Source organism: Rhizobium sp. 01T417, assembly GCF_056398905.1.
On the sequence record NZ_JBFTQH010000001.1, the window covers coordinates 124,642 to 149,173 of the forward strand.

A 24,532-nucleotide genomic window follows, 5' to 3' on the forward strand; every position below is an offset into this window, starting at 1 on the left:
TTTGCCAAGGATTTGTTTTTTAAGGAGGCGAAAGCGTGACGCGCGGTTTGCGGGTGATGCGCGACGGCGTGACGGCGCTGGCTCTGCTGGCATTCCTGTGGCTGATTGCAGCCAAGCTGAATGATGACGCGGCAACGGTCTATGCCGGCCAGTTTCATGCGGCTGACGGCGACAGCCTGAACATAGGCGGCGATCGGACGCGGCTATACGGTATCGACGCGCCCGAGCTCAGCCAGACATGCGAGCGTGCGGGCAGCGAATGGGCGTGCGGGCGGGAGGCGAAGCAGGCGGTGCAAGCCCTTGTCAGGGCCGCCGATACGAAGTGCAGGGGAACCGAACGGGACCGTTTCGATCGCCTGCTGGTGGTCTGCCATGCTGGCGGGGCGGATCTCAACGCCACGATGGTGCGCAAGGGCATGGCGGTATCCTACGGAGCGTATGGTGACGAGGAGGCGCGGGCGAGGGCGCAGAAGGTCGGGCTCTGGGCGGGCACCTTCGAGATGCCGCGAAGCGTACGCGACCATGCGCCGCGACCAGTTGCACGAGGTGTCCTGGGGTTGCTCGGATGGTGATTGCAAGAGGTGCGCCGGACGACGCGGCGCTCGATAGTCTTCGGCAGGAGATTGGGGCGTGCCGCATCTGTCGTGACACGCCGCTTGGCGGTGCGAACGCTCGTCTGCCGCACGAGCCGCGGCCGGTTGCAGTGATGTCGTCGAAGGCGAGGATCCTGATCGCGGGGCAGGCGCCCGGCCTCAAGGTTCATGAGAGCGGCATTCCCTTCAATGATGCATCCGGCGACCGGTTGCGCGACTGGCTGAGGGTGGATCGGGAGACGTTCTACGACCCCGACTGTTTCGCCATCGTGCCGATGGGCTTCTGTTTTCCCGGCTATGACTCGAAGGGAAGCGACCTGCCGCCGCGGCGTGAATGTGCGCCGCATTGGCGGAGCAGGGTCATATCGGCTATGCCGCAGATCGAGCTTGTCCTTGCAGTCGGCCAATATGCGCAGGCGTGGCACATGGGCGCGGAGCGCAGCGAGAATATGACGGAGACGGTGCGAGCCTGGCGAACGACGCTGTCGAAGGTCCGCATGCCTGGCATCTTGCCGCTGCCTCATCCGAGCTGGCGCAATACCGGATGGATCAAGCGCAACCCGTGGTTCGAGACGGAGTTGTTGCCTGTGCTGCGAGAGCGGGTTGCCTCATTGCTGCGCTGAAACAAAATTCTTTTAAACTGCCGGAATCACGCTATACAAAGAAAATAAATTCGAAAGGGCTTTTCCGTATGGACCGTCTCGACCGCAAAATCCTGCGCCTGTTGCAGGAGGATTCGACTTTGGCTGTTGCCGATCTCGCCAAGAAGGTCGGGCTGTCCACGACACCCTGCTGGCGGCGCATCCAGAAGATGGAAGAGGATGGCGTGATCAAGCGCCGCGTCGCCATCCTTGACCCGGAAAAGGTCAACACAAAGGTCACGGTTTTTGTCTCGATCCGCACCGCAACACACTCGATCGAGTGGCTGCGGCGTTTTTCGGAAGTCGTTGCCGATTTTCCCGAGGTGGTCGAGTTCTATCGCATGAGCGGCGACGTGGACTATCTTCTGCGGGTGGTCGTGCCTGACATTGCCGCCTATGACGCCTTCTACAAGCGGATGATCGCAAAGATCGAGATTCGCGACGTGTCTTCCGCCTTCGCGATGGAGCAGATCAAGTATTCGACGCAGTTGCCGCTCGATTACATGATCCTCGACAACGCGAAGTCGAACGAGGACTGATACGAGAGCCGCGGCAGTTGCTAGTCGCTCTGCCGCAGGTTCCTGAGCCGGTCAAACAGAACCGCGAGAACGATCGCGCCGCCGATGAAGGTGCCCTGCCAGAAGGCGTTGATGCCGAGCAGGCCGAGGCTGTTGCGGATGACCTCGATCAACGCGGCGCCGACAATGGCGCCGAAGGCGGTGCCGACGCCACCTGCAAGATTGGCGCCGCCGATGACGGCTGCGGCGATGACCTGCAGTTCCATCCCTGCACCGATGTTCGTGGTTACGGCACCCAGCCATCCGGTCTGGATGATGCCGGCGACACCGGCTGAGAGAGCCGAGATCATATAGACCGCGACTTTGATCTTCCTGACAGGCACGCCCGTCAGCGTGGCTGCATGCTCGTTTCCACCAATCGCGAAGACATAACGGCCGAAGCGCGTCCAGCGCAGCACGAAGCCGGTCAGCAGCGCCAGCACGGCCATGTAAAGGACCGGATTGGCGATGCCGAGCCATGCGCCGCCGCCAAGCGCTAGCAGCTTGTCGTGATCCGGGCCGAACTGGAAGACGACGGTGTTGTTGGAGGCCACCATTGCGAGGCTGCGGGCAATTGACAGCATGCCAAGGGTGACGACGAACGGCGGGAATCCGAGATAGGCAATCAACAGGCCGTTGAAGGCGCCGACCACCAGCGCCGTGCCGATCGAGGCCGCAATGCCGGTCCCGATCCCATAGCCGGCATGCATCGTAACCGCCAACACCATACTGCAGAGGCAAAGAACCGACCCAACGGACAGATCGATGCCTCCGGTGATGATGACCAGCGTCATGCCGAGAGCAATGATGGCGACAAAGGTGACGTTGCGGGTGATGTTGTAGAGATTGGTGGGGGTGGCGAAGGAGCTCGTGGCGAAGGACAGGAAGATGCAGGCGATGATGACGGCGACGAGGACCCAGAAGGTCTGGCTCGCGAACACGGACGAGAACCAGTTGCGCTGCCTTTGCGCTATCGTCTGATCGAGGGTTATTGCCATGGTCGACCTTCACTTACGTTAGGGAGCGGCTGCCAGTCACACCTGTTCGATTGCGCCTGTTATGAGCCCGGTGACTTCCTCCGGCGAACTCGCCGTTATCGGCTTGTCGGCAACCTTGCGCCCGCGCCGCATGACGATCACCCGATCGGCGACCGAGAAAACGTCAGGCATGCGGTGGCTGATGAGAATGACCGCGATGCCGCGATCGCGCAGTTGACGGATGTGAGCAAGAACCTCGGCAACCTGGCGAACCGAGATGGCGGCGGTAGGCTCGTCCATGAGCACGAGCTTCGCTTCCGCCAGCATGGTGCGAGCGATTGCGACGGCCTGGCGCTGACCACCCGACATCTGCTTCACCAGATCTCGCGGCCGCGTCTCCGATTTCAGTTCCTTGAAGATTTCGCCGGCGCGCTTGTACATCGTCTTGTAATCGAGAATGCGCATGGGGCCGTAACCACGGCGCATCTCGCGGCCGAGGAACACGTTCGCTGCGGCCGTCAGATTGTTGCAGAGCGCCAGGTCCTGGTGGACGATCTCGATGCCCCGCTGCCGGGCCTCGACTGGTCGATGCAGAATGAGGTCGTTGCCGTCGAGCCGCATCGTTCCATGGCTCGGACGGAAATTGCCCGCGATCATTTTCACGAGCGTCGATTTGCCGGCGCCGTTATCGCCCATCAATCCGACGACTTCTCCCGCTTCGAGCGAAAACGAAACGTCGTTGACCGCCTGTATGGCGCCGAAATGTTTGGAGATGTTGGCGAGCTCAAGAACTGCCACCAGCCGTCTAGCCTCCCAAAGCGCGACCCTTTCTTGGGGCCGCTGATTCGCTCGCCAGTTTCCTCCCTGCGAGCGCTTACAACATTTACCCAGAACCGTGCGAAACCGTCAATCGGATGCTGCTAATTTACCGTCTTTGTTACAATTACTCGTTTCATACTACAATTCGATTGACGCGCGGAGGTCTCTGTATATTAGCTGTTGACGGAGGAGAGCATGCTGATCCTTGTCACCGGTGCAACGGGCAAGGTCGGGCAGCGCTTCATCGGGGGGCTGCTCGACGATCCGCGATTTTCCAAGGCGCGCATTCGCGCGCTTTGTCATAATCGCTTGTGCCCGGAAAACGAGCGCGTCGAAGCTGTGCGAGGCTCAATCAGCGATCGAGGGGCCGTGTCGACTGCGCTTGCCGGCGTCACGCATGTCGTGCATCTCGCGACATGCAAGGAAACGCCTGAAGATGTCATGGACGTCACCGTCAAGGGACTTTTCTGGCTGCTCGAGGGCTTCAGGACGAGCGCTACTGCGCGCCAATTCATTCTTATCGGCGGCGATGCAGGGATAGGGCACTTTTTCTATCGCCATGAAGCGCCAATCACAGAGGCTACGCCTCACCAGGCCTATCCCGGCTGCTATGCGCTGTCGAAGGTGCTGGAAGAGGTGATGCTGGAGCAGTTCCAGATACAGTATGGCATAAACGGCTGCTGCTTGCGCGCGCCCTGGATCATGGAGAAGGACGACTTCAAGTTCACCTTGTCGTTCGGCGACGATGTTTTCGGCGGGCCGGACTGGAAGACACTCGTGCCGCGGGCTGATGCGGAGCGCTATCAGCGGGAGCAGACGGTGCCGTTGTTGCGCGATGCCGACGGCAGGCCGCTGAAGCGCAATTTCGTTCATGTTGACGATCTGGTTTCGGCGATCCTCGCGTCGCTCGACAATCCGCGCGCGCGAGGTCAGCTGTTCAACATCTGCATGGACCGACCTGTCGACTACGGCGAGGTTGCCGCCCACCTTTCGCGGACGCGCGGCCTCGGTGCGGTCGATATACCGAGCCAGTTCCATTCCAACTGGATGGACAACAGCAAGGCGAAATACCTGCTCGAATGGCGGCCCGTCTACGATCTGGAAATGCTAATCGACTCGGCCTGGGGGTATGTGCGTTTGGAGGAGGATCCTCGCATCGTCTGGTATCCGGGTTGATCATGTGGCGGACGATGGCGTCCGCCATTTTTTCAATGGGAGGAAGCTATGAGGAAGGCATTATTGCTTACAGCCGCGGTGCTGGCGCTGACGGCGGGACAGGCGCTGGCGGCCAAGAAACAGTTGGTCATCGTTGTGAAAGGCCTCGACAACCCGTTCTTCGAGGCAATCAACCAAGGCTGCCAGAAGTGGAACAAGGAAAACGCCAGCTCCGAATACGAGTGCTTCTACACTGGCCCTGCATCGACTTCGGATGAAGCCGGCGAAGCGCAAATCGTTCAGGACGTGTTGGGCAAGGCGGAAACGGTGGCCATCGCCATTTCTCCGTCGAACGCCAAACTGATCGCTCAGACGCTGAAGACGGCAAATCCCAAGGTTCCCGTGATGACGCTCGACGCCGACCTTGCGGCGGAAGATTCAGCACTGCGCAAGACCTATCTCGGCACCGATAACTATCTGATGGGCGCGCGCATCGGCGAGTACATCAAGAAGGCCAAGCCGCAGGGCGGCAAGATCTGCACGATCGAAGGCAACCCGGGTGCCGACAACATTCTGCGTCGCGCGCAGGGGATGCGTGACACCCTGACCGGCCAGAAAGGCCTGACCGCGCTGAAAGGCGAGGGCGGGTGGACCGAAGTTGCCGGTTGCCCGGTCTTCACGAACGACGATGGCGCCAAAGGCGTTCAGGCCATGACCGACATTCTCCAGGCAAACCCCGATCTCGATGCTTTCGGGATTATGGGCGGCTGGCCGCTGTTCGGCGCGCCGCAGCCCTATCGCGACCTGTTCAAGCCGATGGCCGAAAAGATCGGCAAGAACGAGTTCGTGATCGGTGCGGCCGACACGATCGGTGATGAAGTCGCGATCGCCAAGGAAGGTCTCGTCACCGCTCTTGTCGGCCAGCGGCCGTTCGAAATGGGCTACAAGGCACCGTCAGTGATGATGGACCTGATCGCCGGCAAGACGGTCCCGGATCCAGTCTTCACCGGCCTCGATGAGTGCACCAAGGATACGGTCGATACCTGCATCCAGAAATAGTGGGGGGGAAGGACGGCGGGCGGATATCATCATCCGCTCGCTGTCGTTTACAGCGATTATCGCGTTGCCGACTTTCTCTCGACCCTCGCGATGACCTTCTCGCTTTTGAGTTCCCGGACGGTGTCCTTGCCGATCCAGCGCGCGGTCCGGTCGTCGGATGCGGCAAGTCGTTCTGCGACTGTGCATGCGCGAGCATGGCAATGCAGGTTGCGTTTGCCGATGTTTCGCAGCGCCCAGTTCACCGCCTTGCGTACGAAATTGCGCGGGTCGCGAGCGTGCGCGTCTATAAGTGGAAGCCAGGCAAGGATCGTGTCGTCCGGCTCATTCTTCAGATGCACGGCTGCGCTGGCAATCATCGCAAAGGCAGTTCGCCGAACGAACTCGCGATCGTCGGCTGCGAATTCAGGTATGAGCGCCTTGAGACCAGCCTCGACGTAGAGGTCTGCCGCCGTATCGACGATTTCCCACGAGTGAAAGTTATCGGACCATGTTCTGGCGAGGTTTGCCGTGAGCTTCTGCGGTTCGGCCGTATAGAGCGCTAGCAGGCGAGCTTCGCGGATGTTGCCTTGCCACAGCTCCAGCGCACGGCCGTTACTTTGCTTCACCGTTCGGGCGATCTTTCGGAGATCCGAATTGGAGATGCCGAGCGCCGTTTCGGTGACGATGCCGAAACGGGCCATGCCTGATATGTTTTCCTCCGAGCGCAGCGTTTGCAGATGCGCAATCAGCTCCGCGCTGCTGGAGGAGGGACCGATCATTTTTCGAGACGGGCCAGGAGCGAGGACGTATCCCAGCGATTGCCGCCCATGGCTTGGACGTCACCATAGAATTGGTCGACCAAGGCCGTCACCGGCAGCTTTGCGCCGTTGCGGCGTGCCTCGTTGAGCACGATCCCGAGATCCTTGCGCATCCAGTCGATGGCAAAGCCGAAGTCGTACTTGCCTGCATTCATCGTTTTGTGCCGGTTCTCCATCTGCCAGGAGCCGGCAGCACCCTTGGAGATAACCTCGACGACCTTCTCGATGTCGAGGCCGGCGCGCTTGCCGAAGTGAATGCCCTCCGCCAGCCCTTGGACGAGGCCGGCGATGCAAATCTGGTTGATCATCTTGGTCAGCTGACCGGCACCCGCCGGTCCCATGAGGCCGACCATCCGGGCGTAGGCATCGATCACCGGCTTTGCCTTGTCAAAGATGGCCTCGTCACCACCGCACATGACGGTCAAGACGCCGTTCTCGGCGCCGGCCTGTCCACCCGATACCGGGGCATCGATAAAGGCGCAGCCCTTGCCTTTTGCGGCGGCATCGAGCTCGCGGGCAACTTCCGCGCTCGCGGTCGTGTTGTCGATCAGGATCGCGCCGGGCTTCATCGTCTGGAGAACGCCGTTTTCACCTGTTGCCACCGAACGGAGATCATCGTCGTTGCCGACGCAGGTAAAGACGAAATCCGCATCCTTGGCCGCTTCGGCGGGTGTTGGGGCCGCTCTGCCGCCGAACTTCTCCGCCCAGGCCGCCGCCTTCGATGCGGTCCGGTTGTAGACGGTAACGTCATGGCCGCCCTTCACCTTGAGATGGCCAGCCATGGGAAACCCCATTACGCCAAGACCGATGAATGCGACTTTTGCCATGTGCCAATCCTCTCCTGAATGCCGGGCACGAGGATTAGCGGAAAGCACGGCGCTCGGAAAGCCGTCGAAGTGCGGGTTGCATCGTGGCGGAAAAATTTTCTCCGAAAGCGGCAATTGCCGGTTCGGATAATCCGGCGAGCCTCGAAAGATAATAATTACAAATGTCGATCGATTTGATGGTTTTTGTAAAGATTGCAACGAGACACTGGAGCGCCGAGAGCGGCTGACTTCCAGAGAGGGAAGACGATGATTTTACGACGTCAAACACTGGGGCTTTTCGTCATGGCACCGTCCTGAACACCGACGACGGGCGCCTCGCACGCAAAGCAAAGCTAATTCAATTCCGACTAGAAGGCATCATTTCCATGACCGGCAAACACGATCCCATCAATTTCCTCTGGTTCATCCCGACCTCGGGAGATGGTGCCTATCTCGGCTCGAACGAGCAGACGCGCGCGCCGGAAATCGGTTATCTCACCCAGATTGCCCAGGCGGCTGATCGCCTTGGGTACTCCGGCGTGCTGCTGCCGACGGGCGTTGCCTGTGAAGAATCGTTCGTGACAGCGGCAGCGCTTGCCGCCAAGACCGAGAAGCTGCAGTTTCTGGTGGCAATCCGTCCGGGTACGGCATCACCGGCATACTACGCGCGTCTAACGACGACGCTGGACCGTATTTCGAATGGGCGCCTGCTGCTCAACATCGTCGTCGGCGGCAGTCCGGCGGAGCTTGCCGGCGACGGCATTCATTTGGCCCACGACGAGCGCTATGCCCATGCCGATGAGTTCTTCACGGTCTTCGAAGAGCTGCTCGAAAAGGGTGTCGCGAGTTACGACGGCAAATACATCAAGGCGACGAATGCGAAGCTTGGCTTTCCATCGGTGCAGAACCCGCGGCCGCCCCTGTACTTCGGCGGTTCGTCGGATGCTGGTATCGACTTCTCGGTCGGCCGCGTCGACAAGTACCTGACCTGGGGCGAGCCGCCGGCTCAGGTTGCCGAAAAGGTTCAAAAGGTATGGGCTGCCGCGGCGAACAAGGGGCGCGAGGTCAGCTTCGGCATTCGCCTGCATTTCGTCGTCCGCGAAACCGATGAGGAAGCATGGGCAGCGGCCGATCGTCTGATCTCGAAACTCAACGATGAGACGATCCGCGAGGCGCAGGAGCGCTTTGTCAAGGAATCCGACTCCGTCGGCCAGCAGCGTATGGCGGCCCTGCACGGTGGCCGGCGCGACAAGCTGGAAGTGTCGCCGAACCTTTGGGCCGGTGTCGGCTTGGTGCGCGCCGGGGCAGGGACAGCACTTGTCGGGTCGCCGAAGACCGTGGCCGCTCGCCTGCGGGAATATCAGGACGTCGGTATCGATACGGTCATCGGATCCGGTTATCCGCATCTCGAGGAGGCCTATCGCGTTGCCGAGTTACTGTTCCCGGAACTCGGGATCACGCGCGAAGAGCAGCGTCACGGCTTCCAGAGCGATTTCGGCAAGCATCAGGTCTTCGGTGGCGGCAGCCATGGTGGAAACCTCAAAGTAGTGTCCGGCTCCTGATGTGCCAACCGGCGCCGTCTGTTGTCGGGCGGCGCGCTTTCATCGACGACGCACCTTCCGACCATGCTCGCCGGATACTGCGTCGACCGGTGGTGCTGGCTTAGCTACAGCCCGGCCTCTTCCGGCTAGTGCACCAACGCGTTGACTGTGACAATCAGGAGAAAGACAGCGATAACCAGGGACGCTCCCCAGGCAACCGTGCGATTGGCCCGGGCCAGGACGCTTGGCCTGGGGCCGCGCTTGGGATTGAATCTCGGCCGCCGCTTGAGCGTGGATCCGGCTTGTGTGTGTCGTTTATCTGCAGTCATACTGCCTCGCCTGCCGCCGTGAGATGCCGAGGCGCCAACCTAGCATGAAACCGGTTCAAGATTTAGTGCGCTGTGCTGCCGTCGCGCTCGACAAACGCCTGTATGCGATCGACCAGAATTTCCGTTCCCTGCCGTCGCGAGCCACCGTCGGTATAGTCATCGAGGAAGACGACCTGTTCCGTAAAGAGCATGGTTGTTCCTGATGGCGTAGCTTCGAAGGTGATCGTCGCAAGCGATGCCGAAATGCGGGTTTCGCCGAGCTTCATGTCATAGGCATAGATGATGCGGGCCTGCGGCACGATATCGAGATAGCGCGCCTCGTAGGCATGCAGCACGCCGTCGCTGTCTGCGACGCGATTGCGCTCCTGGCCGCCGACGCGGAACTCGAGGCTGTATTCGATGGGCACCCACTCGTCGTGGCATGCAAACCACTGCCGCTTGGCCTCCGCATCGGCCCAGGCGGCAAACACCCGTGAGATCGGCGCCCGCATCTTTCGCTCGATTGCGAATGTCTCGTGCATGGCGGAATGTCTTGTCATGTCGTTCGTCACTCCGGTTGGTCGTCCGAGAGAAATCGTTCAAGTCGGTCAAAGCTGGCGTTCCAGCTTGCCTTGTGTTCGGCAAGCCAGCGTTCCACCTGGCCCAATGCGCCTGCTTCCAGGCGATAAGTCCGCACGCGGCCGCTCTTTTCGGAATGGACAAGGCCGCTCCTTTCCAGCACGGCGAGATGTTTCATAACGGTCGGCAGAGCCATCGACAGAGGCTCGGCAAGCTCTGACACCGAGGCTGGCCCGCGGCCGAGACGATCAACCATCCCGCGCCGGCTGCGGTCCGAAAGCGCGTGGAACGTCTCATCGAGTGTGGCCGGTTCGGCCATCATATAGAGGCTTCGTCCGGCCGGAAGCGTGCGGGTAGCCGTTCCCGGTAGGGATAGAATCTGAAATACGGCCGCGCTTCTTCAAGGACCCGTGCAAAGGACGGGCGCGCCAGTAGCCTGTCGTAGTAAGCCCGCAGGCTTGGCTGGCCGGCGAAAGGGACAAGGGTCTCGGCATAGAAGAGGGCGGGTGCCGCGGCGCAGTCGGCCATGGTGAAGCTATCCCCTGCGATCCAAGGGTGTTCGCCGAGTTTCTGCTCAATCATGCCGTAGGCCTTGCGCAGCGCCGCCTCAGCACCGGCCACGCGGCTCGGATCGCCGCCGCCGCGCAGACGTTCGGCGACGATCTGTTGCATCGGTTCCTGCACGTGCAGGTCAAAGAAGCGATCCCACAGGCGGACCTCAAGCGTTTTGTCGAAATCGCCTGGGATGAGGGCCGTCGCACCCGGATAGTAGCGATCGAGATACTCGATGATGATCGTCGTTTCAGGGACAGTGCGGTTGCGTGCCTCATCGCGCAGCACCGGCATCTTTCCGAGTGGCCAGACGCTGAGGAACGCGGCTCTCGATGCCTCGTTTCCGAGATCGACATGGACGGGCTCGAAGGGCGTGTCGTTCTCGTAAAGGGCGATCAGGACCTTGTGGCAGAAAGATGCAAGCGGATGACTGTGGAGGAAGAGCGACATGCGGCCGGCCTTTCACGTTGTTTTAAAACTTGCGTGAATGGCTAAGTATCAGGGCGCCGCTTCGCTGGCAACAGGAAAGTTGCGTGGATGGCTAAGTATTAAGACAGCCGCGCAATCACCAGGTGGCCCGGGCTCGGATTGCCTTCCTGCATGCGAACGTTGATCTCTCGCATCTCGACGAGCTCGAATCCCGTCGCTGCGAGGCGTTCGCGAATATAAGCTGCCGAATGCAAAAAGCGCTGATGCGGGCCGACCATGTAGGGTTGGCCATTTGCGGAGGCATCGGGCAGTTCCTCGGATGAAAAGATGAAGAAACCGCCGGGGTTCAGGTTTTCCGCGACGCCGAAGAACAGTGGTTCGAGCGCGCCGAGATAGGGTAGGACGTCAGTCGCGGTAACGAGATCGAACGGATCCTCGTCATTGTCTTCGAGAAAGTCCTCGACCTCAGCGACGAAGAGCGTCTCGTAGAGCTCCTTCTCGTGGGCGATCTCGACCATGTTTTCGGAAATGTCGATGCCGGTCATGTCCTCGCAGAGGTCGCTGAGCGCGCTGCCGGTGAGGCCAGTGCCACAGCCGAGGTCGAGCATGCGCTTGAAGGGGCCAAGGTTCAGCTCCTGCAGGCGCTGGCGCACCATCATCGGCACGTGGTAGCCGAGCTGTTCGACGAGAACGTCCTCGAAGACTTCGGCGTGCTGATCGAACAGGGTCTCGACATAGGCGTCCGGCGCCTTGGGTGGCGTCTCGCCGCGTCCCATGGAGGCGATCCGGACGGCGGCGCCGCCATGATCCTCGGGGTCGATGGCCAGGACCTCTTCATAGGCCTTTACGGCGGCATCGACATCTCCCGCCTTCTCGAGGGCAAGAGCCCGGTTATAGGCTTCCGCGAGTGCGTCTTCGTCGATCTTCTTGGCCATAGCAATTCACCATCGTTTTAATTCCAGAGCTGCGTCTACGGCGACTGATTGTCTTTTGCAATGGCGACGTTCGAGGCGCAGAATAAGGATCCTCTAATGGATAAGAACAAAATGGAGGAAATACCATGGTGGCCGAAATCAGTAAGGCGAACTTCGAGATAGAGCTGGATAGTCCGCGACCAGCGCTGCCGGCAACGCCAGGCGAGATCACGAATACGCTCAGCCACTATTATCGGGGAGAGCTCGGCCGGATGATAAGCTGGCGCGATCGCATCGACCGAACATCGAATTGGGCGATCACGGTCTCGGCGGCGCTGCTTTCGGTTTCACTGTCGACGCCGACCTCGCACCATGGCGTGCTGCTTTTCGGGATGATGCTGATCACCCTGCTGTTGCTCATCGAAGCGCGCCGATACCGCTTCTTCGATATCTACCGCGCCCGAGTACGGAAGCTGGAGCGGGGCTATTTCGCGCAGATTCTTGCGCCGAACGGCGAATCCAGACCCGATTGGGCCGGCGCGATCGCGAGGAGCTTGCGCAAGCCGCAATTTCTCTTGAGCTACCCCGGGGCGGTCAAGCGGCGACTGCGCCGCAACTATTGCTGGATGTATTTTATCCTGTTGCTCGCATGGTGTCTGAAGATCACCACGCCGAAGCTCCAGGCAGAGGGCAATCCGCTGACGCAGACGCATTCATGGACTTACGTAGTCGAGAACGCGGCACTTGGGCCGATCCCGGGCTGGGCCGTGCTCTGCCTGGTTGGCTTGGGCTATGCCGGTATCCTCTACGGCACACTGCATCGGGAGATGGACGAAGACGAGTTCGTCAAAGGGGAGGCTCATGTCTGACCGGCTTTTGCAGCGTGATCAGTTGATGGTGAACTCGCCTCTCAGCGCCCGCCATTCGGTGGCCGAGATGAGTTTGCGGTGAATGTAGCGGACCGAATGCAGCGGTCCGTCGAGCTTCTCCTGCCAGAACTTCAGGAAGCTGCGCATTTCCGGAAAATCCGGTGCAAGGTCGTAGTCCTGCCAGATGTATGTCTGTAGGATCGTTTGATGATCCGGCATCCGGTAGATGATTTGGGCCGTCGTGAGGCCGTAGCCCTGAAGCTGCCTTTCCATGTCCTTGTGCATCGTCGTCTCGCTTCTGGTTCCATTGATCGCTCATTAGCGATCAATGAAATGGAACCACTACATGCTTAACCGAAGCTTGACGAATTGCTAGTGCCTCAGGAATTTCTTTTGCAATTTCAAATCGTTGGCAGCTCTCATCGGCGAGTGCTGCCACGTTGTTCAGCGCTTCAGGTGGCGGGTGAGGCGGCGCTCGATCCATGCCCAGAGATGGCGCAGGGCTTCGACCATGGTGAGGTAGAAAATCGCTGCCCAAAGGTAGGTCTGGTAATCGAAGGTGCGCGAGAAGGCGTAGCGCGTTTCACCCATCAGGTCGAGAACGGTGATGATGGCGACGACCGCAGAGCCCTTGATCAGCAGGATGATCTCGTTGCCGTAGGGCCGCAAGGCGACAATCAGCGCCTGCGGCAAGAGGATCTTGCGGAAGGCGATGACCTTGTGGATGCCAAGCGAGGCGGCGGCTTCGTGCTGGCCGCGCGGAACGCTCTGGATGGCGCCACGCAGGATTTCAGCCTGGTAGGCGGCCGTGTTGATGGTCATCGCAAACAGACCGCAATACCAGGCATCGCGGAAGAACCACCAGAGGCCGACGGTTTCCAGCTGCGGACGGAAACTGCCCAGGCCGTAGTAAATGAGGAAGAGCTGTGCCAGCAGCGGCGTGCCGCGGAACACATAGACGTAGCAGTAGGCGATGCCGTTGATGAACCTGTTCTTGGACATGCGGGCAAAGGCCAACGGCAGCGACAAGATGGCGCCGAAGAATACCGAGATCACCACCAAGGCAATCGTCGTATACAGACCATGCAGGTAGCGGGGACCGTAGCGGGTGAACTTCTCCGGATCCCAACCGGTCACGACCATCGTGAGCAGTGCGGCAGCCAGGACGATCCAGAGAGCGACGACAACGTATCCGGTAATGCGCGCAGCGGTGACTGGCCTGTGCGCTTGCTTCGGAGCCGGCTGCGCCGGAATGAGCGTCTGGGCGTGGCTCATCGGCTGATCTCCGAACGCTTGGCCCACCGTTCTATGTAGCGAAGGCCGAAGGAGGAAATGATGGCGAGGCCGAGATAGAGAGCGCAGGCGACGGTATAGAACAGGAATGCCTGTTTAGTGACCTTAACGGCGACGCCGGTCTGCCGCAGGATATCGGCAAGGCCAATGATCGAGACGTAGGACGTATCCTTGAGCAGGATCATCCAGAGGTTCACCAGGCCGGGAAGGGCGATGCGCACTAGTTGCGGCAACACGATCAGGCGCAACGTGCGCCCACGATGAAAGCCCAGTGCGTCCCCGGCTTCGTACTGGCCTTTCGGGATGGCGCGGAAAGCCGAGAGCAGCACCTCCGAGCAATAGGCGGAAAATACAATCGACAGCGCGATCACGCCCGCCAAGAAAGCGTTGATTTCGATCCGGCCGTCATAGCCCATGGAGGCGAGGACGGACTGGATCAGGATCTGCATGCCGTAATAGATGATGAACAGTGTCAGCAGTTCCGGCAGGCCACGGAAGATCGTGGTGTAGATGCCGGCCGCAAGGCGGACCGATTTCTCTTCCGATTGCTGGCCGAGTGCGATGAGGAAGCCGATGACAAGTCCGATTGGAAGGGTAACCAGAGCGACCGCAACTGTGACCTTGAGGCCGGCGGCGATCTCATCGCCCCAACCGGTGTCGCCACAGGCCAGGATCGTCGAGGAACCGAACCACGTGAAGAGTCCTGCGGGTCCGCAAAGCGGATCGAAGATATGCCCAATCCAGGCCCAGAATGGACCTAGCGCGGAAAATAATCCGCCCATGCCAGTTTTCCCCTCGCGGTTTCTACCGCTTTGATCTTTCTATCGTTGTCAAACAAAAATGGCGGAAGAGCAAGCCTTCCGCCATCAGCTTTATCAGCGACCTACAGCTTTTCTTATTCGCCGTAAACGTTGAAGTCGAAGTACTTGTCCTGGATCTTCTTGTATTCACCGCTGGTGCGGATCGCGGCGATCGCGGTGTTCAGCTTTTCGCGCAGCGCGTCGTCGCCCTTGCGGACGGCAATGCCTGCACCAACGCCGTTGATTTCCTTGTCGACCGGCAGTGGCGTCAGGATCTTGCAGCATGCGCCGGCATCCGACTTGACCCACTGCGACAGCACGACGATGTCGTCGATGACGGCGTCGACGCGCCCATTCGTGATGTCGAGCTTGTACTCGTCTGCCGTCGGGTAGAGCTTCAGCTCGGTATCCGGCAGGTGCTTTTCAGCGTAGTTCGAGTGAGTGGTGGAGGTCTGCGCGCCGATCGTCTTGCCCTTCAGGCCGGCCACGTCGGTGACGGTCGAATCCTTCGGTACGGCGATTGCCGGCGGGGTGTTGTAGTACTTGTTGGTGAAGTCTACGAGTTTCGAACGCTCCGGCGTGATCGACATGGACGAGATGATCATGTCGAACTTCTTGGCCTGCAGGGCGGGAATGATGCCGTCCCAGTCGCTGCTGACGATGGTGCAGTCGGCCTTCATCTCGGCGCAGAGCGCGCGGGCGATGTCCATGTCGAAGCCGAGGAACTGGCCGCTGGCGTCAACGTATTCGAAGGGCGGGTAGGTCGAGTCTGTTCCGATGACATACTTCTCGCCATCAGCCATGGCGGCGCCTGCGAAAAGAGACATCGCGGCGACGGAAGCGGCGGCAAGAATACGGGTGGAGATACGCATGTTAGTCCTCTCTGTTGGTGCTGCCGCTCGTGTTCTTCTTTTGGACGGCGGCTGAGCAGGGCGGTGCAAGGCACGGCCTTGGCGCGATACTCAAACCTTTTTCGGCGGAATTGCAACTGGAATCGCAGGGGTGTGGCGAACGATCAACTATGTCGAAGATGAACAATGCCGCACTGCCACATTCATACCGGGTTAATGCTGCAGTTCCTAAGACTCGTGGAACAAATGCAGTCCCCCCGCGGTTTTCGCCGCGGATGGGTGCCCCAAAATCGGACGTGGCCACGACCGCGTCCCAAGAAAATGAAGTCAACGAGGAGCCCCTTTATGGGAATGAAATCCAGATTGTTTGCAAGTGCCGCCTTTCCGCTGTTGTCGCTGTCGCTTGTGATGCCTCCAGTGCAATCCTTTGCCGCAGTTGCCAGCGTTGAACAGGTTCAGACAGCACCGCAAGCGGTCGCGGGCAGCTTCGAGGTTGCGCAGGATGCGCCCTCCGATGAAGAGATTCTGAAGAAGCACCACAAGCAGCACGGCGGCGGCGGTGAAGAACAGGCGCCGGCCGCCCAGCAGGAGCAGCCACAGCAATCGCAGGATGCGCCTGCCGAAAAGCCACGCAAGCAGCATGAGCCGGCAGCAGAGGCACAGCCCGCGCCACAGCAGGAGCCTGTCGTCGAACAGCAGCTGCAGCAGTTGCAGGAGGCAGCCCCCGCCGAAAAGCCGCGCAAGAAGCGGCAGCCGGCCGCCGAGCAGGCAGAGCCTGCGGCTCCGCAGGAGCAGATAGCGCCGGCCCAGGAACAGCAGTTGCAGGAAGCAGCCCCTGTCGAAAAGCCGCGCAAGAAGCGGCAGCCGGCCGCTGAGCAGGTTGAGCCCGCGGCTCCGCAGGAGCAGATAGCCCCGGCGGCCCAGGAACAGCAGCCTGTCGAAAGCCAGGAAAAGCCGCGTCGCAACAAGCGCGACAAGCAGCAACCTCAGCAGGAGGCCGCGCCGCAGCCGCAGACCGAGCAGGTCGCCCCGCAGCAGGAGGACGCTCAGCCGCAGGGCGAAGCGCCGCAGCCCACGAGGAAGGCAGGCAAGCAGCAGGCGACCGAAAGCTCTGAGCAGCCGGTGAAGCCGCGCAAGAAGCCTGCCGCTGAAGCGCAGGCGCCAGCCGCGGAACAGGCGCCTGCTCCAGTAGAGGCGCCGACGGCCGAGAAGCCGCCCGTTCCCGCGCAGGAGCCGGCGACGGAGGCCCAGCCTGGCGGCACGCAGCCGATCCTGAAGCAGGGCGAACAGGTTCCAGCACCTCAGCAGGGCGAGCAAGCACCGGCTCAGCAGCAGGGTGAACAGGTTCCGGCGCAGCCGACCGATCAGCCGGCAGTGGGCCAAGCCGAGCAGGTTATCCCGGCTCCGGAGAAAATCACGCCCAAGGAACTCGAGCGCCGCAAGGAGATTGCCGCGGACCCGAGCAAGAGCACGGAAACCGTCGTTCTGCCGGTTGAAAACGGTGCCGCCGTTCTCGACAGCGACAAGGACGCCGACCGCTCGGGGGGCATCCAGTCCCGTCGTGACCGCGACAGGCAACGCGGCCAGGAGCAGAATTTCCGGGTTCCAAAAACCGACGCCGAGGCCCAGATCATAACCGAGGGCGCAAAGGCTGCTCCGATCAAGATCGAAGCCGTGACCAGCGAACAGGGTCGGCGTCTCGACAGGCGTCCGCAGTTCGAGCGGCCGGAAGGCGCGCGCTTCGGCGAGCGTGGTGACGACAATCGTGTGATCATCCAGATCAACAACCAGACGATCGTTCGCGGCGATGACGACCGGCGCTTCCTGCGTGACGGCGAGCGGCCGACCTACGAGCAGCTGCCGCGGGACCGTTACCGTGAGACGATCGACCGTGACGGCTATCAGATCGTGACGATCCGCAACCGCTATGGTGACATCATCCAGCGGTCGCGCATCGACAATGGCGGGCGCGAGTCCGTGCTCTACTATTCGCCTGGTCTCTACGAAGATCCGGACCGCGGCTACTTCGAAGATCCGGGCCGCGACCTGCCGCCGATGCGCCTGCGTATTCCGCTCGGTGACTACATCATGGACACGAGCAGCGACGACGATCGCGACTACTACGACTTCCTGCGCGAGCCGCCGGTGGAGCCCGTGGAGCGTGTCTATTCGCTGGATGAGGTGAAGTATTCGGCGCGTATCCGCGACAAGGTTCGCCGTATCGATCTCGATACGATCACCTTTGCGACGGGGAGTGCCGAGATCCCGATGAGCCAGGCGCGCAGCCTGCGCAAGGTCGCCGATGCGATCAACGAGGTGTTGCGGAAGGATCCGTCGGAAACTTTTCTGATCGAAGGCCATACGGACGCGGTCGGCTCCGACCAGAGCAACCTCGTCCTCTCGGACCAACGCGCGGAATCGGTGGCGAATGTGATGACCGACGTTTACGGCATCCCGCCCGAAAACCTGGCGACGCAGGGCTACGGCGAACGTTACCTCAAGGTCAACACGCAGGGGCCGAACCAGGAAAACCGCCGCGTCACCATCCGTCGCGTGACGGCGCTGGTACGCCCGGTCGCCTCCGCGAGCCGATAATCGAAACTGATCGGAAGCCGTCGGGAGACCGGCGGCTTTCGTTTGCGCGCTCTGCGGTTCTGGCGCGAGCGCACCAGCTTCTAGGTCGTAACGTTTCCTACTTTGCAGGCAGCTCCACTATTCCGGAAATGAAGTCTGCGATTGCCTGGGTGTCATCGAGGTTGAATACCGGCAGAAAGCCTTCGGCGATCGGGTGATCGGCCGCGATGGCAACGATGTGGGGATCCGTCGGGGCGAGGGGTTCCTGGTTGGCGGATTCGAGCCGCCGCGCCTCGATCTTCGGGATCGGTTCGCGCTTGTAGCCCTCGATCAAGACAAGGTCGCAGGGCGCGATGCGGGCAAGAATTTCGTCGAATGTCGGCTCTGGGGCGCCGCGCAATTCGTGCATGATGGCATAACGCGTTCCGGAGACGATGGTCACTTCGTGAGCGCCGGCCTGTCGGTGGCGGTAGCTATCGGCACCGACCTTGTCGATGTCAAAGTCATGATGGGCATGCTTGATGGTGGAAATGCGGTAGCCGCGGCGGGTGAATTCCTCGACGAGGCGGACCGCCAAACCGGTCTTGCCCGAGTTCTTCCAGCCGGCGATGCCAAAGACCTTCGGTTTCTCTATCATACCATGACCTTGAGCCAGCGCTCCGCCTCGGCGAGATCGTCCGGCGTGTTGACGTTGAAAAACGGATCGAGGAGGCTCGCCCGCGTCGGGCGCAGCGGGAAGGCAACTTCCGTAACGTCATGCCGTAGAAGGAAGTCGCGCGCACGGCGTTTTTCGTCGGTTGCGATCCAGGATTCCAGGTCATCGGCAAGGCTGACGGGCCACAGGCCGAACACCGGATGGCTGCGGCCCTCGGAGGCGGCGATGGCAATCTTGCCAGGTGAATCGATGACGCCAGCGAACCAATCGACGAGGTCGCTCGGAAAGAATGGACTGTCGACAGAAACCGTGACCACGTGTGTGACACCCCCAAGCGATGCACCGTAGGTCATCGCTGCATGGATGCCGGCCATCGGTCCCGCTTTGCCGGGAACTATATCAGGAATGAACAGATGCCGGCAATTTTCCGGGGTTGCGTCGGCGTTGACGGCAAGGGTGCTCACCTGCGGCTCGAGCTGTTCGATGACGCGCTCCAGCAGCGTGCGGCCATCGAGCCGCACGGAGGCTTTGTCGCGGCCCATGCGCGAAGAGCGTCCTCCCGCCAGGACCACACCCGGAATATTGGATCTATGCAGCACAAAATCGTTCATGGTTGCCTCAGACGGGGGTTCTCGGCTCGGACTCCTGGGCGACCGGCGGTACATGGCGCTTGGCCTCACGATAGAACGTGTAGAGGCCGGACGCTATGACGATAGCCGCACCGCCGAGCGTCCAGACATCGGGAAACTCCGCAAAGAAGACGAAGCCCAGCAATGTCGAGAAGATAAGGCTGGTGTAGCGGAACGGTGCGACGAAAGAGATTTCACCGGTGCGCATCGCCATGATGACCGACTGATAGCCGACCAGGACGAGAATGGCGGCGAGCAGCAGGTGCGAAAGCGAAGTCACGCTAACCGGCTCCCATCCTCCCAGCAGCGGCGTCAGCAATGCACCGACGACCGTTACCGAGACGGCCGTCACCACTGTGATCATCAGTGACGGGATCTCGGGGGCGATGCCGCGCGTGGCGAGGTCGCGGCCGGCCGTCGTGAGGACGCTGCCAACGCAGAGGAGAGCTGCGGCCGTGAAACCGTCCGGTCCCGGCCGAATGATGATCAGCACGCCAATCAGGCCGACGAGAATGGCCGACCAGCGACGCCAGCCGACGGGTTCGCGGAAGAATAGCGCCGCACCGAAGGTCACGACCAGCGGCAGCGACTGCAGGATGGCCGATGCGTTCGCGATCGGCATCATTCCGAGCGCCGTAATGTAAGTCACCGCTGCCAATATCTCGCAAATGACGCGGATGATGATCATGGGCTTGAGGATGATGCGCCACGATCGCAAGGCACCCATGTGGCGCGCGATGAAGTAGACGAAGATGCTGGTGAAGAGGCCGCGCAGACACATGATCTGGCCGGCATTCATGTAAGCGATAACTGATTTGGAAAGTGCGTCGCTGCAGGAAAATCCGGCCATGGCCGAACTCATGTAGATGGCGCCCTGGGTGTTGCGGGACCGCGGCATGTCGATATTCCGATTCTCGTACACGTGTTCTTAGAGCGTGCCAGGCGCCATGGGTATCGAACGAAAGACACACCCGAAATAATTCGATTGCGCAGTGCACAATAGGGCGCGCGCCGACACGGGCAGGAAACGGGTGGCTGAGCGCCAGGATGTCTGGGATTGGGATACCGCGAACAACAAGCGGAGGTTCCGACATGAGATATCTGGATGGCAAGGTTGCGATCATAACCGGCGCGAGCTCCGGCATCGGCCGGGCGGCCGCCAAGCTCTTTGCAGCCGAAGGCGCGCGGCTGGTCGTCGCGGCGCGACGCGAGGCTCAGCTTGGCATGCTGGTCGAAGAGATCGGAGATGCGGGCGGCGAGGCGGTTGCGGTTGCCGGCGACGTGCGCGACGAGGCTTTGAACTGGCGGCTGGTCGAAGTGGCGGTCGAACGCTTCGGCGGTCTGGATGTTGCCTTCAACAACGCCGGCAGCGCCGGCGAATCGGCGCCGGTGGCTGACCTGTCGCTGGATGGCTGGAACGAAATGCTGGCGGTCAATCTCACCAGCGCATTTCTGGCAGCGAAATATCAGGTGCCAGCAATGATCGCCCGCGGCCGCGGGTCGATCGTCTTCACCTCGACCTTCGTCGGTCACACGGCAGGAATGCCTGGGATGGGTGCCTATGCGGCAAGCAAGGCGGGACTGACCGGCCTGGTGCAGGTTCTTGCCGCCGAGCTCGGTCCGAAAAACATCCGCGTCAACGCGCTGTTGCCCGGGGGCACAGACACCGCGCTGAACCCGGCGAATTTCGAGAATCCCGACATGCAGCTCGTCGCCTTCATCCATGGCCTGCACGCGCTGAAACGGCTGGCTCGGCCGGAGGAGACCGCCAAGGCCGCACTGTTCCTGGGATCGGATATGGCGAGCTTTGTGACCGGGACGTCAATGCTGGCGGATGGCGGGGTTTCGATCAACCGGACGTAAGCTGCCCTAGCTCCGCGGGTGTCACCCGCCCGTGACACTCATGTGGCGGGCAACGGCAGGGCGATTGTGGGTGCGGTCGATAATGAAGTCGTGGCCCTTGGGCTTGCGCGAAATGGCCTCGTCGATCGCCGCATAGAGCAATCCGTCGTCCTCGGTGGCGCGCAAGGCGGCGCGTAGATCCGCGGCGTCGTTCTGGCCAAGGCACATGTAAAGCGTGCCGGTGCAGGTCAGTCGGACGCGGTTGCAGCTCTCGCAGAAATTATGCGTCATCGGAGTGATGAAGCCGAGCCGGCCGCCGGTTTCCTTCACCTGGACATAGCGTGCCGGACCGCCGGTGCGGTAGCCGATGTCGGAGAAGGTGAATCGTTCTTCGAGATCGGCCCTGAGCTTCGACAGCGGCAGGTAGCGGTCCGTCCGGTCTTCCTCGATCTCGCCCATCGGCATGGTTTCGATGACGGTGAGATCCATGCCGCGGCCGTGCGCGAAGCGGATCATCTCCGGCATTTCGGTGTCGTTGAAGTCCTTCAGTGCTACCGCATTCAGTTTGACCTTGAGGCCGGCCTTCTGGGCCGCCTCGATGCCTTCCATCACCTTGTGGAAATCGCCCCAGCGGGTGATCTGGCGGAACTTGTCGGGATCAAGCGTGTCGAGCGAGACGTTGATGCGACGCACGCCGCTATCATAGAGCTCGCCGGCAAAGCGGGAAAGCTGCGAGCCGTTGGTGGTCAGGGTCAGCTCGTCGAGGCCGGAGCCGATCTGTTTGCCGAGTTCCCGCACGAGATACATGATGTTCTTGCGCACCAACGGCTCGCCGCCGGTGAGTCTCAGCTTGCGCACGCCCTTGGCGATAAAGGCGGAACAGAGCCGGTGCAATTCCTCGAGCGTCAACAGCTCCTGTTTCGGCAGGAAGGTCATGTGCTCGGCCATGCAGTAGGTGCAGCGGAAGTCGCAGCGGTCGGTGACGGAGACACGCAGATAGGTCACGGCCCGTTTGAACGGGTCGATCATCGGTTTCGTCTCTGCAACCAGTGGCGATGCGTTGCCTGTCGTTCCGACGTTGCTGTTCACGAATACCTCCGCAATGCTACTAATGTGCGTATATGCCATTGCCGCGTCAAGGGAAACGCCCCTTACGCACGGTAAATTGAGCTTGCCTCGGCAAGCCTCATTGCCTACTCGTGATTTTGAAGGGGAATGGGATCATGACCGATATCTGGCCGACTGAACTCAGAGTTTCAAAAGACCGGCAGCACCTCGTCGTGACGTTCAACGACGAGCAGAGTTTCGATCTTTCCGCCGAGATGCTGCGGGTGCTTTCGCCATCGGCGGAGGTGCAGGGGCACGGGCCCGGGCAGAAAGTCACCGTTCCCGGCAAGCGCAATGTCGCGATCATTTCCATGACGCCGACCGGCAATTATGCGGTGCGCATCGGCTTTGACGACATGCATGATACCGGCATCTATACCTGGACCTATCTGCGCGAGCTCGGCGAGCGCGGCGAGGAGCTGTTCTCGGCCTATGAAGAAGAGCTGCGCGAAAAGGGCATGAGCCGCGACACCTCAGAGAAGCCGCGTTAAGCGACAATTGCCGCAAGGGGGAAATGCATGGCGGGAACGAGCAAGCGAAACTGGCTGCGCGCCAAAGGCAGTCCGAGTGAAAGCAGGGTCAGCTTCCTCGAACTGTTTTTCGATCTCGTCTTCGTCTTCTCGATCTCGCAGCTCTCGCATGCCCTCGCGGCGCATTATACGCCGCTCGGCGCTCTTGAAGCCGGCCTGATGACCTTTGCCGTCTGGTGGGTGTGGATATTCACGACCTGGGTTACAAACTGGCTCGACCCCGACAAGATGGCGGTTCGCGGCATGCTCGTCGTCTTGATGCTGCTTGGCCTGGTTCTTTCCGCGTCTATCCCCGAGGCTTTTGGCGACAAGGGGCTGCTCTTTGCCGGGTCCTACGTGCTCATGCAGGTCGGTCGATCGCTGTTTGCGTGCTATGCGGTCAAGTCGGACGCCTTGAAGTATCGAAATTTCGTGCGCATCAGTAGCTGGCTAATATTTTCCGGCGTCTTCTGGATCGCCGGCGGCCTTCTGGAACACGAGGCGCGACTGATCGCATGGCTCATCGCCCTTGCTATCGAATATGCCGCTCCGGCGAGCGGCTTTACCGTCCCGGGACTTGGCAAATCGACCGCCGCGGACTGGGACGTGTCGGGCGCGCATATGGCCGAGCGTTGCGCGCTTTTCGTCATCATCTGCCTTGGCGAGGCGGTGCTGGTGTCGGGGCGGACTTTCTCGGAAATGCCGTTTTCGCCATTGACGGCGGTCGTCTTCGGGACTGGATTCGCGGGGACGGTGGCGATGTGGTGGCTCTATTTCCGCTTCGGCCACGAGCGGGCGGCGCATCGGATCGAACACGACGAAACGCCGGGAAGCCTGGCACGGCTGGCGTTCACCTATGCCCATATCCCGATCCTGGCGGGCATCATCGTTCACGCCGTCGCCGTCGAGTTCATGTTCTCGCATCCGCATGAGACTGGCAATCTAGGCGTGATGGCCTCCGTACTCGGTGGCTCCGGACTGTTTCTTGCCGGCAATCTCTGGTTCAAAGGGGCGACCAGCGGACGTATGCCGCTGTCGCATCTGGCCGGCCTTGTGCTCTTGATTCTGCTCGCCTTCATTGCGCCGTTCATCGAGGTCTACCTTGCCGGTATCCTCGCGATGCTGGTGCTGATCATCGTGGCCGCGTGGGAATACAAATCCCTTGCGGGGCAAACGGTCGGCCACACCGTTCACTGAGATCAGTCTTCGTCGACAAGGTCTTGCTGCAGGACCCGGATGATCCGTTCCATTGATCCGGCCATCGCCATGCATTGCTCGATCGGCTCGGGCGAAAGCACCCGCTCGATGAGGTCGGTCTGGATGACCATGGCCTTCTCCGTGACATTCCGGCCTTCCGGCGTCAGGAAGAGGCGCAGTACGCGCTTGTCCTTCTCATCGCCGCGCCGTTCGATCAGCCCGCGCTTCTCCATCTGCGGCAAGAGCATGCTCATGTTCGAGCGACCGACCAGCAGCTTGCGGGCGAGTTCCTGCTGCGAGATGCCCTCGAAGCGATAGAGATTGATCAGAATATCGAGGTGCGGGGTCTTGATATCGAGTTCGGATAGCGAGCGACCGAGCGACTGCTGCATGAGTTGGCAGGCGCGGGCAACAGCGATCCAGCTGCGAAAACGCGGATGATCCCAGGGCAGGGATTGATTTTTGTTCATCGTTGTACT

Annotated in this window: 28 protein-coding genes; 11 read left to right on the forward strand and 17 right to left on the reverse strand. The window is 60.9% G+C overall.

Annotated elements, in window-relative coordinates; all coding sequences use genetic code 11:
• The first annotated feature begins 35 nt into the window (after positions 1 to 35).
• The 3 genes from AC1DPR_RS00620 to AC1DPR_RS00630 all read left to right on the forward strand — a co-directional run bounded on the left by AC1DPR_RS00620 (position 36) and on the right by AC1DPR_RS00630 (position 1,773).
• Entirely contained in the window at positions 36 to 572 is a 537-nt protein-coding gene (locus tag AC1DPR_RS00620) for a thermonuclease family protein (RefSeq protein ID WP_477815597.1), read from the forward strand.
• Positions 566 to 1,216: a uracil-DNA glycosylase family protein gene (locus AC1DPR_RS00625; protein ID WP_169680212.1), complete on the forward strand. Its 651-nt coding sequence runs from the start codon at positions 566 to 568 to the stop codon at positions 1,214 to 1,216. Before AC1DPR_RS00620 ends, AC1DPR_RS00625 begins: the two co-directional genes overlap by 7 nt.
• Positions 1,217 to 1,284: 68 nt before the next feature.
• Positions 1,285 to 1,773: an Lrp/AsnC family transcriptional regulator gene (locus AC1DPR_RS00630; protein ID WP_007533095.1), complete on the forward strand. Its 489-nt coding sequence runs from the start codon at positions 1,285 to 1,287 to the stop codon at positions 1,771 to 1,773.
• 20 nt (positions 1,774 to 1,793) lie between these two features.
• Here AC1DPR_RS00630 and AC1DPR_RS00635 read toward each other — a convergent pair whose 3' ends face one another.
• A complete protein-coding gene (locus AC1DPR_RS00635; RefSeq protein WP_018854787.1) occupies positions 1,794 to 2,789 on the reverse strand; it encodes an ABC transporter permease in 996 nt (331 codons plus the stop codon).
• 36 nt (positions 2,790 to 2,825) lie between these two features.
• A complete protein-coding gene (locus tag AC1DPR_RS00640) occupies positions 2,826 to 3,569 on the reverse strand; it encodes an ATP-binding cassette domain-containing protein (protein WP_026371466.1) in 744 nt (247 codons plus the stop codon).
• Positions 3,570 to 3,782: 213 nt separating this feature from the next.
• On the opposite strand from AC1DPR_RS00640, the gene AC1DPR_RS00645 reads away from it, so the two are divergent.
• Positions 3,783 to 4,763, forward strand: coding sequence for an NAD-dependent epimerase/dehydratase family protein (locus AC1DPR_RS00645; protein WP_477815598.1), 981 nt, complete (start codon positions 3,783 to 3,785; stop codon positions 4,761 to 4,763).
• A 48-nt stretch (positions 4,764 to 4,811) separates the two neighbouring features.
• Positions 4,812 to 5,801: a sugar-binding protein gene (locus AC1DPR_RS00650; protein ID WP_018854790.1), complete on the forward strand. Its 990-nt coding sequence runs from the start codon at positions 4,812 to 4,814 to the stop codon at positions 5,799 to 5,801.
• Positions 5,802 to 5,857: 56 nt separating this feature from the next.
• On the opposite strand, the gene AC1DPR_RS00655 is transcribed toward AC1DPR_RS00650, so the two are convergent.
• The gene (locus tag AC1DPR_RS00655; protein ID WP_018854791.1) at positions 5,858 to 6,559 is read right to left on the reverse strand and encodes a DNA alkylation repair protein; all 702 of its coding nucleotides are present in this window, start codon (positions 6,557 to 6,559) and stop codon (positions 5,858 to 5,860) included.
• Positions 6,556 to 7,473 (reverse strand): NAD(P)-dependent oxidoreductase, encoded by a 918-nt coding sequence (locus AC1DPR_RS00660; RefSeq protein WP_477815599.1) that lies wholly within the window; start codon positions 7,471 to 7,473, stop codon positions 6,556 to 6,558. Before AC1DPR_RS00660 ends, AC1DPR_RS00655 begins: the two co-directional genes overlap by 4 nt.
• A gap of 317 nt (positions 7,474 to 7,790) precedes the next feature.
• Here AC1DPR_RS00660 and ssuD point away from each other — a divergent pair, with 317 nt between their 5' ends.
• Positions 7,791 to 8,966, forward strand: coding sequence for an FMNH2-dependent alkanesulfonate monooxygenase (gene ssuD, locus AC1DPR_RS00665; protein WP_477815600.1), 1,176 nt, complete (start codon positions 7,791 to 7,793; stop codon positions 8,964 to 8,966).
• 370 nt (positions 8,967 to 9,336) lie between these two features.
• On the opposite strand, the gene AC1DPR_RS00670 is transcribed toward ssuD, so the two are convergent.
• The 4 genes from AC1DPR_RS00670 to AC1DPR_RS00685 all read right to left on the reverse strand — a co-directional run bounded on the left by AC1DPR_RS00670 (position 9,337) and on the right by AC1DPR_RS00685 (position 11,748).
• A complete protein-coding gene (locus AC1DPR_RS00670; RefSeq protein WP_026371467.1) occupies positions 9,337 to 9,813 on the reverse strand; it encodes an SRPBCC family protein in 477 nt (158 codons plus the stop codon).
• A gap of 8 nt (positions 9,814 to 9,821) precedes the next feature.
• Entirely contained in the window at positions 9,822 to 10,154 is a 333-nt protein-coding gene (locus AC1DPR_RS00675) for an ArsR/SmtB family transcription factor (RefSeq protein WP_477815601.1), read from the reverse strand.
• Complete coding sequence (locus AC1DPR_RS00680; protein ID WP_477815602.1) at positions 10,151 to 10,834, reverse strand: glutathione S-transferase family protein; 684 nt, start codon at positions 10,832 to 10,834, stop codon at positions 10,151 to 10,153. The genes AC1DPR_RS00675 and AC1DPR_RS00680 overlap by 4 nt, the downstream gene beginning before the upstream one ends.
• Positions 10,835 to 10,932: 98 nt before the next feature.
• Positions 10,933 to 11,748, reverse strand: coding sequence for a class I SAM-dependent methyltransferase (locus tag AC1DPR_RS00685; protein WP_018854797.1), 816 nt, complete (start codon positions 11,746 to 11,748; stop codon positions 10,933 to 10,935).
• 125 nt (positions 11,749 to 11,873) lie between these two features.
• Between AC1DPR_RS00685 and AC1DPR_RS00690 the strand changes: the two genes are divergently transcribed.
• A complete protein-coding gene (locus AC1DPR_RS00690) occupies positions 11,874 to 12,596 on the forward strand; it encodes a DUF2270 domain-containing protein (protein WP_018854798.1) in 723 nt (240 codons plus the stop codon).
• A gap of 18 nt (positions 12,597 to 12,614) precedes the next feature.
• On the opposite strand, the gene AC1DPR_RS00695 is transcribed toward AC1DPR_RS00690, so the two are convergent.
• The 4 genes from AC1DPR_RS00695 to AC1DPR_RS00710 form a co-directional block, all read right to left on the reverse strand.
• The gene (locus AC1DPR_RS00695; protein ID WP_018854799.1) at positions 12,615 to 12,881 is read right to left on the reverse strand and encodes an usg protein; all 267 of its coding nucleotides are present in this window, start codon (positions 12,879 to 12,881) and stop codon (positions 12,615 to 12,617) included.
• A gap of 159 nt (positions 12,882 to 13,040) precedes the next feature.
• The gene (locus AC1DPR_RS00700; RefSeq protein ID WP_018854800.1) at positions 13,041 to 13,871 is read right to left on the reverse strand and encodes an ABC transporter permease; all 831 of its coding nucleotides are present in this window, start codon (positions 13,869 to 13,871) and stop codon (positions 13,041 to 13,043) included.
• Positions 13,868 to 14,671: an ABC transporter permease gene (locus AC1DPR_RS00705; RefSeq protein ID WP_192240587.1), complete on the reverse strand. Its 804-nt coding sequence runs from the start codon at positions 14,669 to 14,671 to the stop codon at positions 13,868 to 13,870. Before AC1DPR_RS00705 ends, AC1DPR_RS00700 begins: the two co-directional genes overlap by 4 nt.
• 113 nt (positions 14,672 to 14,784) lie before the next feature.
• The gene (locus AC1DPR_RS00710; RefSeq protein WP_018854802.1) at positions 14,785 to 15,561 is read right to left on the reverse strand and encodes an ABC transporter substrate-binding protein; all 777 of its coding nucleotides are present in this window, start codon (positions 15,559 to 15,561) and stop codon (positions 14,785 to 14,787) included.
• Between the two features lie 324 nt (positions 15,562 to 15,885).
• Between AC1DPR_RS00710 and AC1DPR_RS00715 the strand changes: the two genes are divergently transcribed.
• Complete coding sequence (locus tag AC1DPR_RS00715) at positions 15,886 to 18,135, forward strand: OmpA family protein (protein ID WP_477815603.1); 2,250 nt, start codon at positions 15,886 to 15,888, stop codon at positions 18,133 to 18,135.
• Positions 18,136 to 18,232: 97 nt separating this feature from the next.
• Here AC1DPR_RS00715 and mobB read toward each other — a convergent pair whose 3' ends face one another.
• The 3 genes from mobB to AC1DPR_RS00730 are packed head-to-tail and all read right to left on the reverse strand — an operon-like array spanning position 18,233 to position 20,296.
• Entirely contained in the window at positions 18,233 to 18,748 is a 516-nt protein-coding gene (mobB, locus tag AC1DPR_RS00720; protein WP_018854804.1) for a molybdopterin-guanine dinucleotide biosynthesis protein B, read from the reverse strand.
• Positions 18,748 to 19,380, reverse strand: coding sequence for a molybdenum cofactor guanylyltransferase MobA (mobA, locus tag AC1DPR_RS00725; protein WP_018854805.1), 633 nt, complete (start codon positions 19,378 to 19,380; stop codon positions 18,748 to 18,750). Before mobA ends, mobB begins: the two co-directional genes overlap by 1 nt.
• 7 nt (positions 19,381 to 19,387) lie before the next feature.
• Entirely contained in the window at positions 19,388 to 20,296 is a 909-nt protein-coding gene (locus tag AC1DPR_RS00730) for a DMT family transporter (RefSeq protein WP_018854806.1), read from the reverse strand.
• 194 nt (positions 20,297 to 20,490) lie between these two features.
• On the opposite strand from AC1DPR_RS00730, the gene AC1DPR_RS00735 reads away from it, so the two are divergent.
• Complete coding sequence (locus tag AC1DPR_RS00735; protein ID WP_477815604.1) at positions 20,491 to 21,261, forward strand: SDR family oxidoreductase; 771 nt, start codon at positions 20,491 to 20,493, stop codon at positions 21,259 to 21,261.
• 21 nt (positions 21,262 to 21,282) lie between these two features.
• Here AC1DPR_RS00735 and moaA read toward each other — a convergent pair whose 3' ends face one another.
• Positions 21,283 to 22,329, reverse strand: coding sequence for a GTP 3',8-cyclase MoaA (gene moaA / locus AC1DPR_RS00740; protein ID WP_018854808.1), 1,047 nt, complete (start codon positions 22,327 to 22,329; stop codon positions 21,283 to 21,285).
• Positions 22,330 to 22,463: 134 nt separating this feature from the next.
• Between moaA and AC1DPR_RS00745 the strand changes: the two genes are divergently transcribed.
• Together AC1DPR_RS00745 and AC1DPR_RS00750 are read left to right on the forward strand one after the other, a co-directional pair.
• Complete coding sequence (locus tag AC1DPR_RS00745; protein WP_018854809.1) at positions 22,464 to 22,838, forward strand: gamma-butyrobetaine hydroxylase family protein; 375 nt, start codon at positions 22,464 to 22,466, stop codon at positions 22,836 to 22,838.
• Between the two features lie 27 nt (positions 22,839 to 22,865).
• Positions 22,866 to 24,053 carry a low temperature requirement protein A gene (locus AC1DPR_RS00750; RefSeq protein WP_018854810.1) on the forward strand — a complete coding sequence of 396 codons (1,188 nt, stop codon included), beginning with the start codon at positions 22,866 to 22,868 and terminating at the stop codon, positions 24,051 to 24,053.
• A gap of 2 nt (positions 24,054 to 24,055) precedes the next feature.
• Here the strand turns inward: AC1DPR_RS00750 and AC1DPR_RS00755 are convergent, their stop codons facing one another.
• On the reverse strand, positions 24,056 to 24,523 hold the full coding sequence (locus AC1DPR_RS00755; protein ID WP_018854811.1) for a MarR family winged helix-turn-helix transcriptional regulator: 468 nt from the start codon (positions 24,521 to 24,523) through the stop codon (positions 24,056 to 24,058).
• Positions 24,524 to 24,532 lie beyond the last annotated feature (9 nt).

What these genes read in the sequence shown, in the direction of transcription:
- AC1DPR_RS00625 (WP_169680212.1), top strand. Translation starts at nt 566, where the DNA reads ATGGTGATTGCAAGAGGTGCGCCGGACGACGCGGCGCTCGATAGTCTT.
- AC1DPR_RS00630 (WP_007533095.1), top strand. Translation starts at nt 1,285, where the DNA reads ATGGACCGTCTCGACCGCAAAATCCTGCGCCTGTTGCAGGAGGATTCG.
- AC1DPR_RS00635 (WP_018854787.1), bottom strand. Translation starts at nt 2,789, where the DNA reads ATGGCAATAACCCTCGATCAGACGATAGCGCAAAGGCAGCGCAACTGG.
- AC1DPR_RS00645 (WP_477815598.1), top strand. Translation starts at nt 3,783, where the DNA reads ATGCTGATCCTTGTCACCGGTGCAACGGGCAAGGTCGGGCAGCGCTTC.
- AC1DPR_RS00650 (WP_018854790.1), top strand. Translation starts at nt 4,812, where the DNA reads ATGAGGAAGGCATTATTGCTTACAGCCGCGGTGCTGGCGCTGACGGCG.
- AC1DPR_RS00655 (WP_018854791.1), bottom strand. Translation starts at nt 6,559, where the DNA reads ATGATCGGTCCCTCCTCCAGCAGCGCGGAGCTGATTGCGCATCTGCAA.
- ssuD (WP_477815600.1), top strand. Translation starts at nt 7,791, where the DNA reads ATGACCGGCAAACACGATCCCATCAATTTCCTCTGGTTCATCCCGACC.
- AC1DPR_RS00670 (WP_026371467.1), bottom strand. Translation starts at nt 9,813, where the DNA reads ATGACAAGACATTCCGCCATGCACGAGACATTCGCAATCGAGCGAAAG.
- AC1DPR_RS00675 (WP_477815601.1), bottom strand. Translation starts at nt 10,154, where the DNA reads ATGATGGCCGAACCGGCCACACTCGATGAGACGTTCCACGCGCTTTCG.
- AC1DPR_RS00680 (WP_477815602.1), bottom strand. Translation starts at nt 10,834, where the DNA reads ATGTCGCTCTTCCTCCACAGTCATCCGCTTGCATCTTTCTGCCACAAG.
- AC1DPR_RS00685 (WP_018854797.1), bottom strand. Translation starts at nt 11,748, where the DNA reads ATGGCCAAGAAGATCGACGAAGACGCACTCGCGGAAGCCTATAACCGG.
- AC1DPR_RS00690 (WP_018854798.1), top strand. Translation starts at nt 11,874, where the DNA reads ATGGTGGCCGAAATCAGTAAGGCGAACTTCGAGATAGAGCTGGATAGT.
- AC1DPR_RS00695 (WP_018854799.1), bottom strand. Translation starts at nt 12,881, where the DNA reads ATGCACAAGGACATGGAAAGGCAGCTTCAGGGCTACGGCCTCACGACG.
- AC1DPR_RS00700 (WP_018854800.1), bottom strand. Translation starts at nt 13,871, where the DNA reads ATGAGCCACGCCCAGACGCTCATTCCGGCGCAGCCGGCTCCGAAGCAA.
- AC1DPR_RS00705 (WP_192240587.1), bottom strand. Translation starts at nt 14,671, where the DNA reads ATGGGCGGATTATTTTCCGCGCTAGGTCCATTCTGGGCCTGGATTGGG.
- AC1DPR_RS00710 (WP_018854802.1), bottom strand. Translation starts at nt 15,561, where the DNA reads ATGCGTATCTCCACCCGTATTCTTGCCGCCGCTTCCGTCGCCGCGATG.
- AC1DPR_RS00715 (WP_477815603.1), top strand. Translation starts at nt 15,886, where the DNA reads ATGGGAATGAAATCCAGATTGTTTGCAAGTGCCGCCTTTCCGCTGTTG.
- mobA (WP_018854805.1), bottom strand. Translation starts at nt 19,380, where the DNA reads ATGAACGATTTTGTGCTGCATAGATCCAATATTCCGGGTGTGGTCCTG.
- AC1DPR_RS00730 (WP_018854806.1), bottom strand. Translation starts at nt 20,296, where the DNA reads ATGCCGCGGTCCCGCAACACCCAGGGCGCCATCTACATGAGTTCGGCC.
- AC1DPR_RS00735 (WP_477815604.1), top strand. Translation starts at nt 20,491, where the DNA reads ATGAGATATCTGGATGGCAAGGTTGCGATCATAACCGGCGCGAGCTCC.
- AC1DPR_RS00745 (WP_018854809.1), top strand. Translation starts at nt 22,464, where the DNA reads ATGACCGATATCTGGCCGACTGAACTCAGAGTTTCAAAAGACCGGCAG.
- AC1DPR_RS00750 (WP_018854810.1), top strand. Translation starts at nt 22,866, where the DNA reads ATGGCGGGAACGAGCAAGCGAAACTGGCTGCGCGCCAAAGGCAGTCCG.
- AC1DPR_RS00755 (WP_018854811.1), bottom strand. Translation starts at nt 24,523, where the DNA reads ATGAACAAAAATCAATCCCTGCCCTGGGATCATCCGCGTTTTCGCAGC.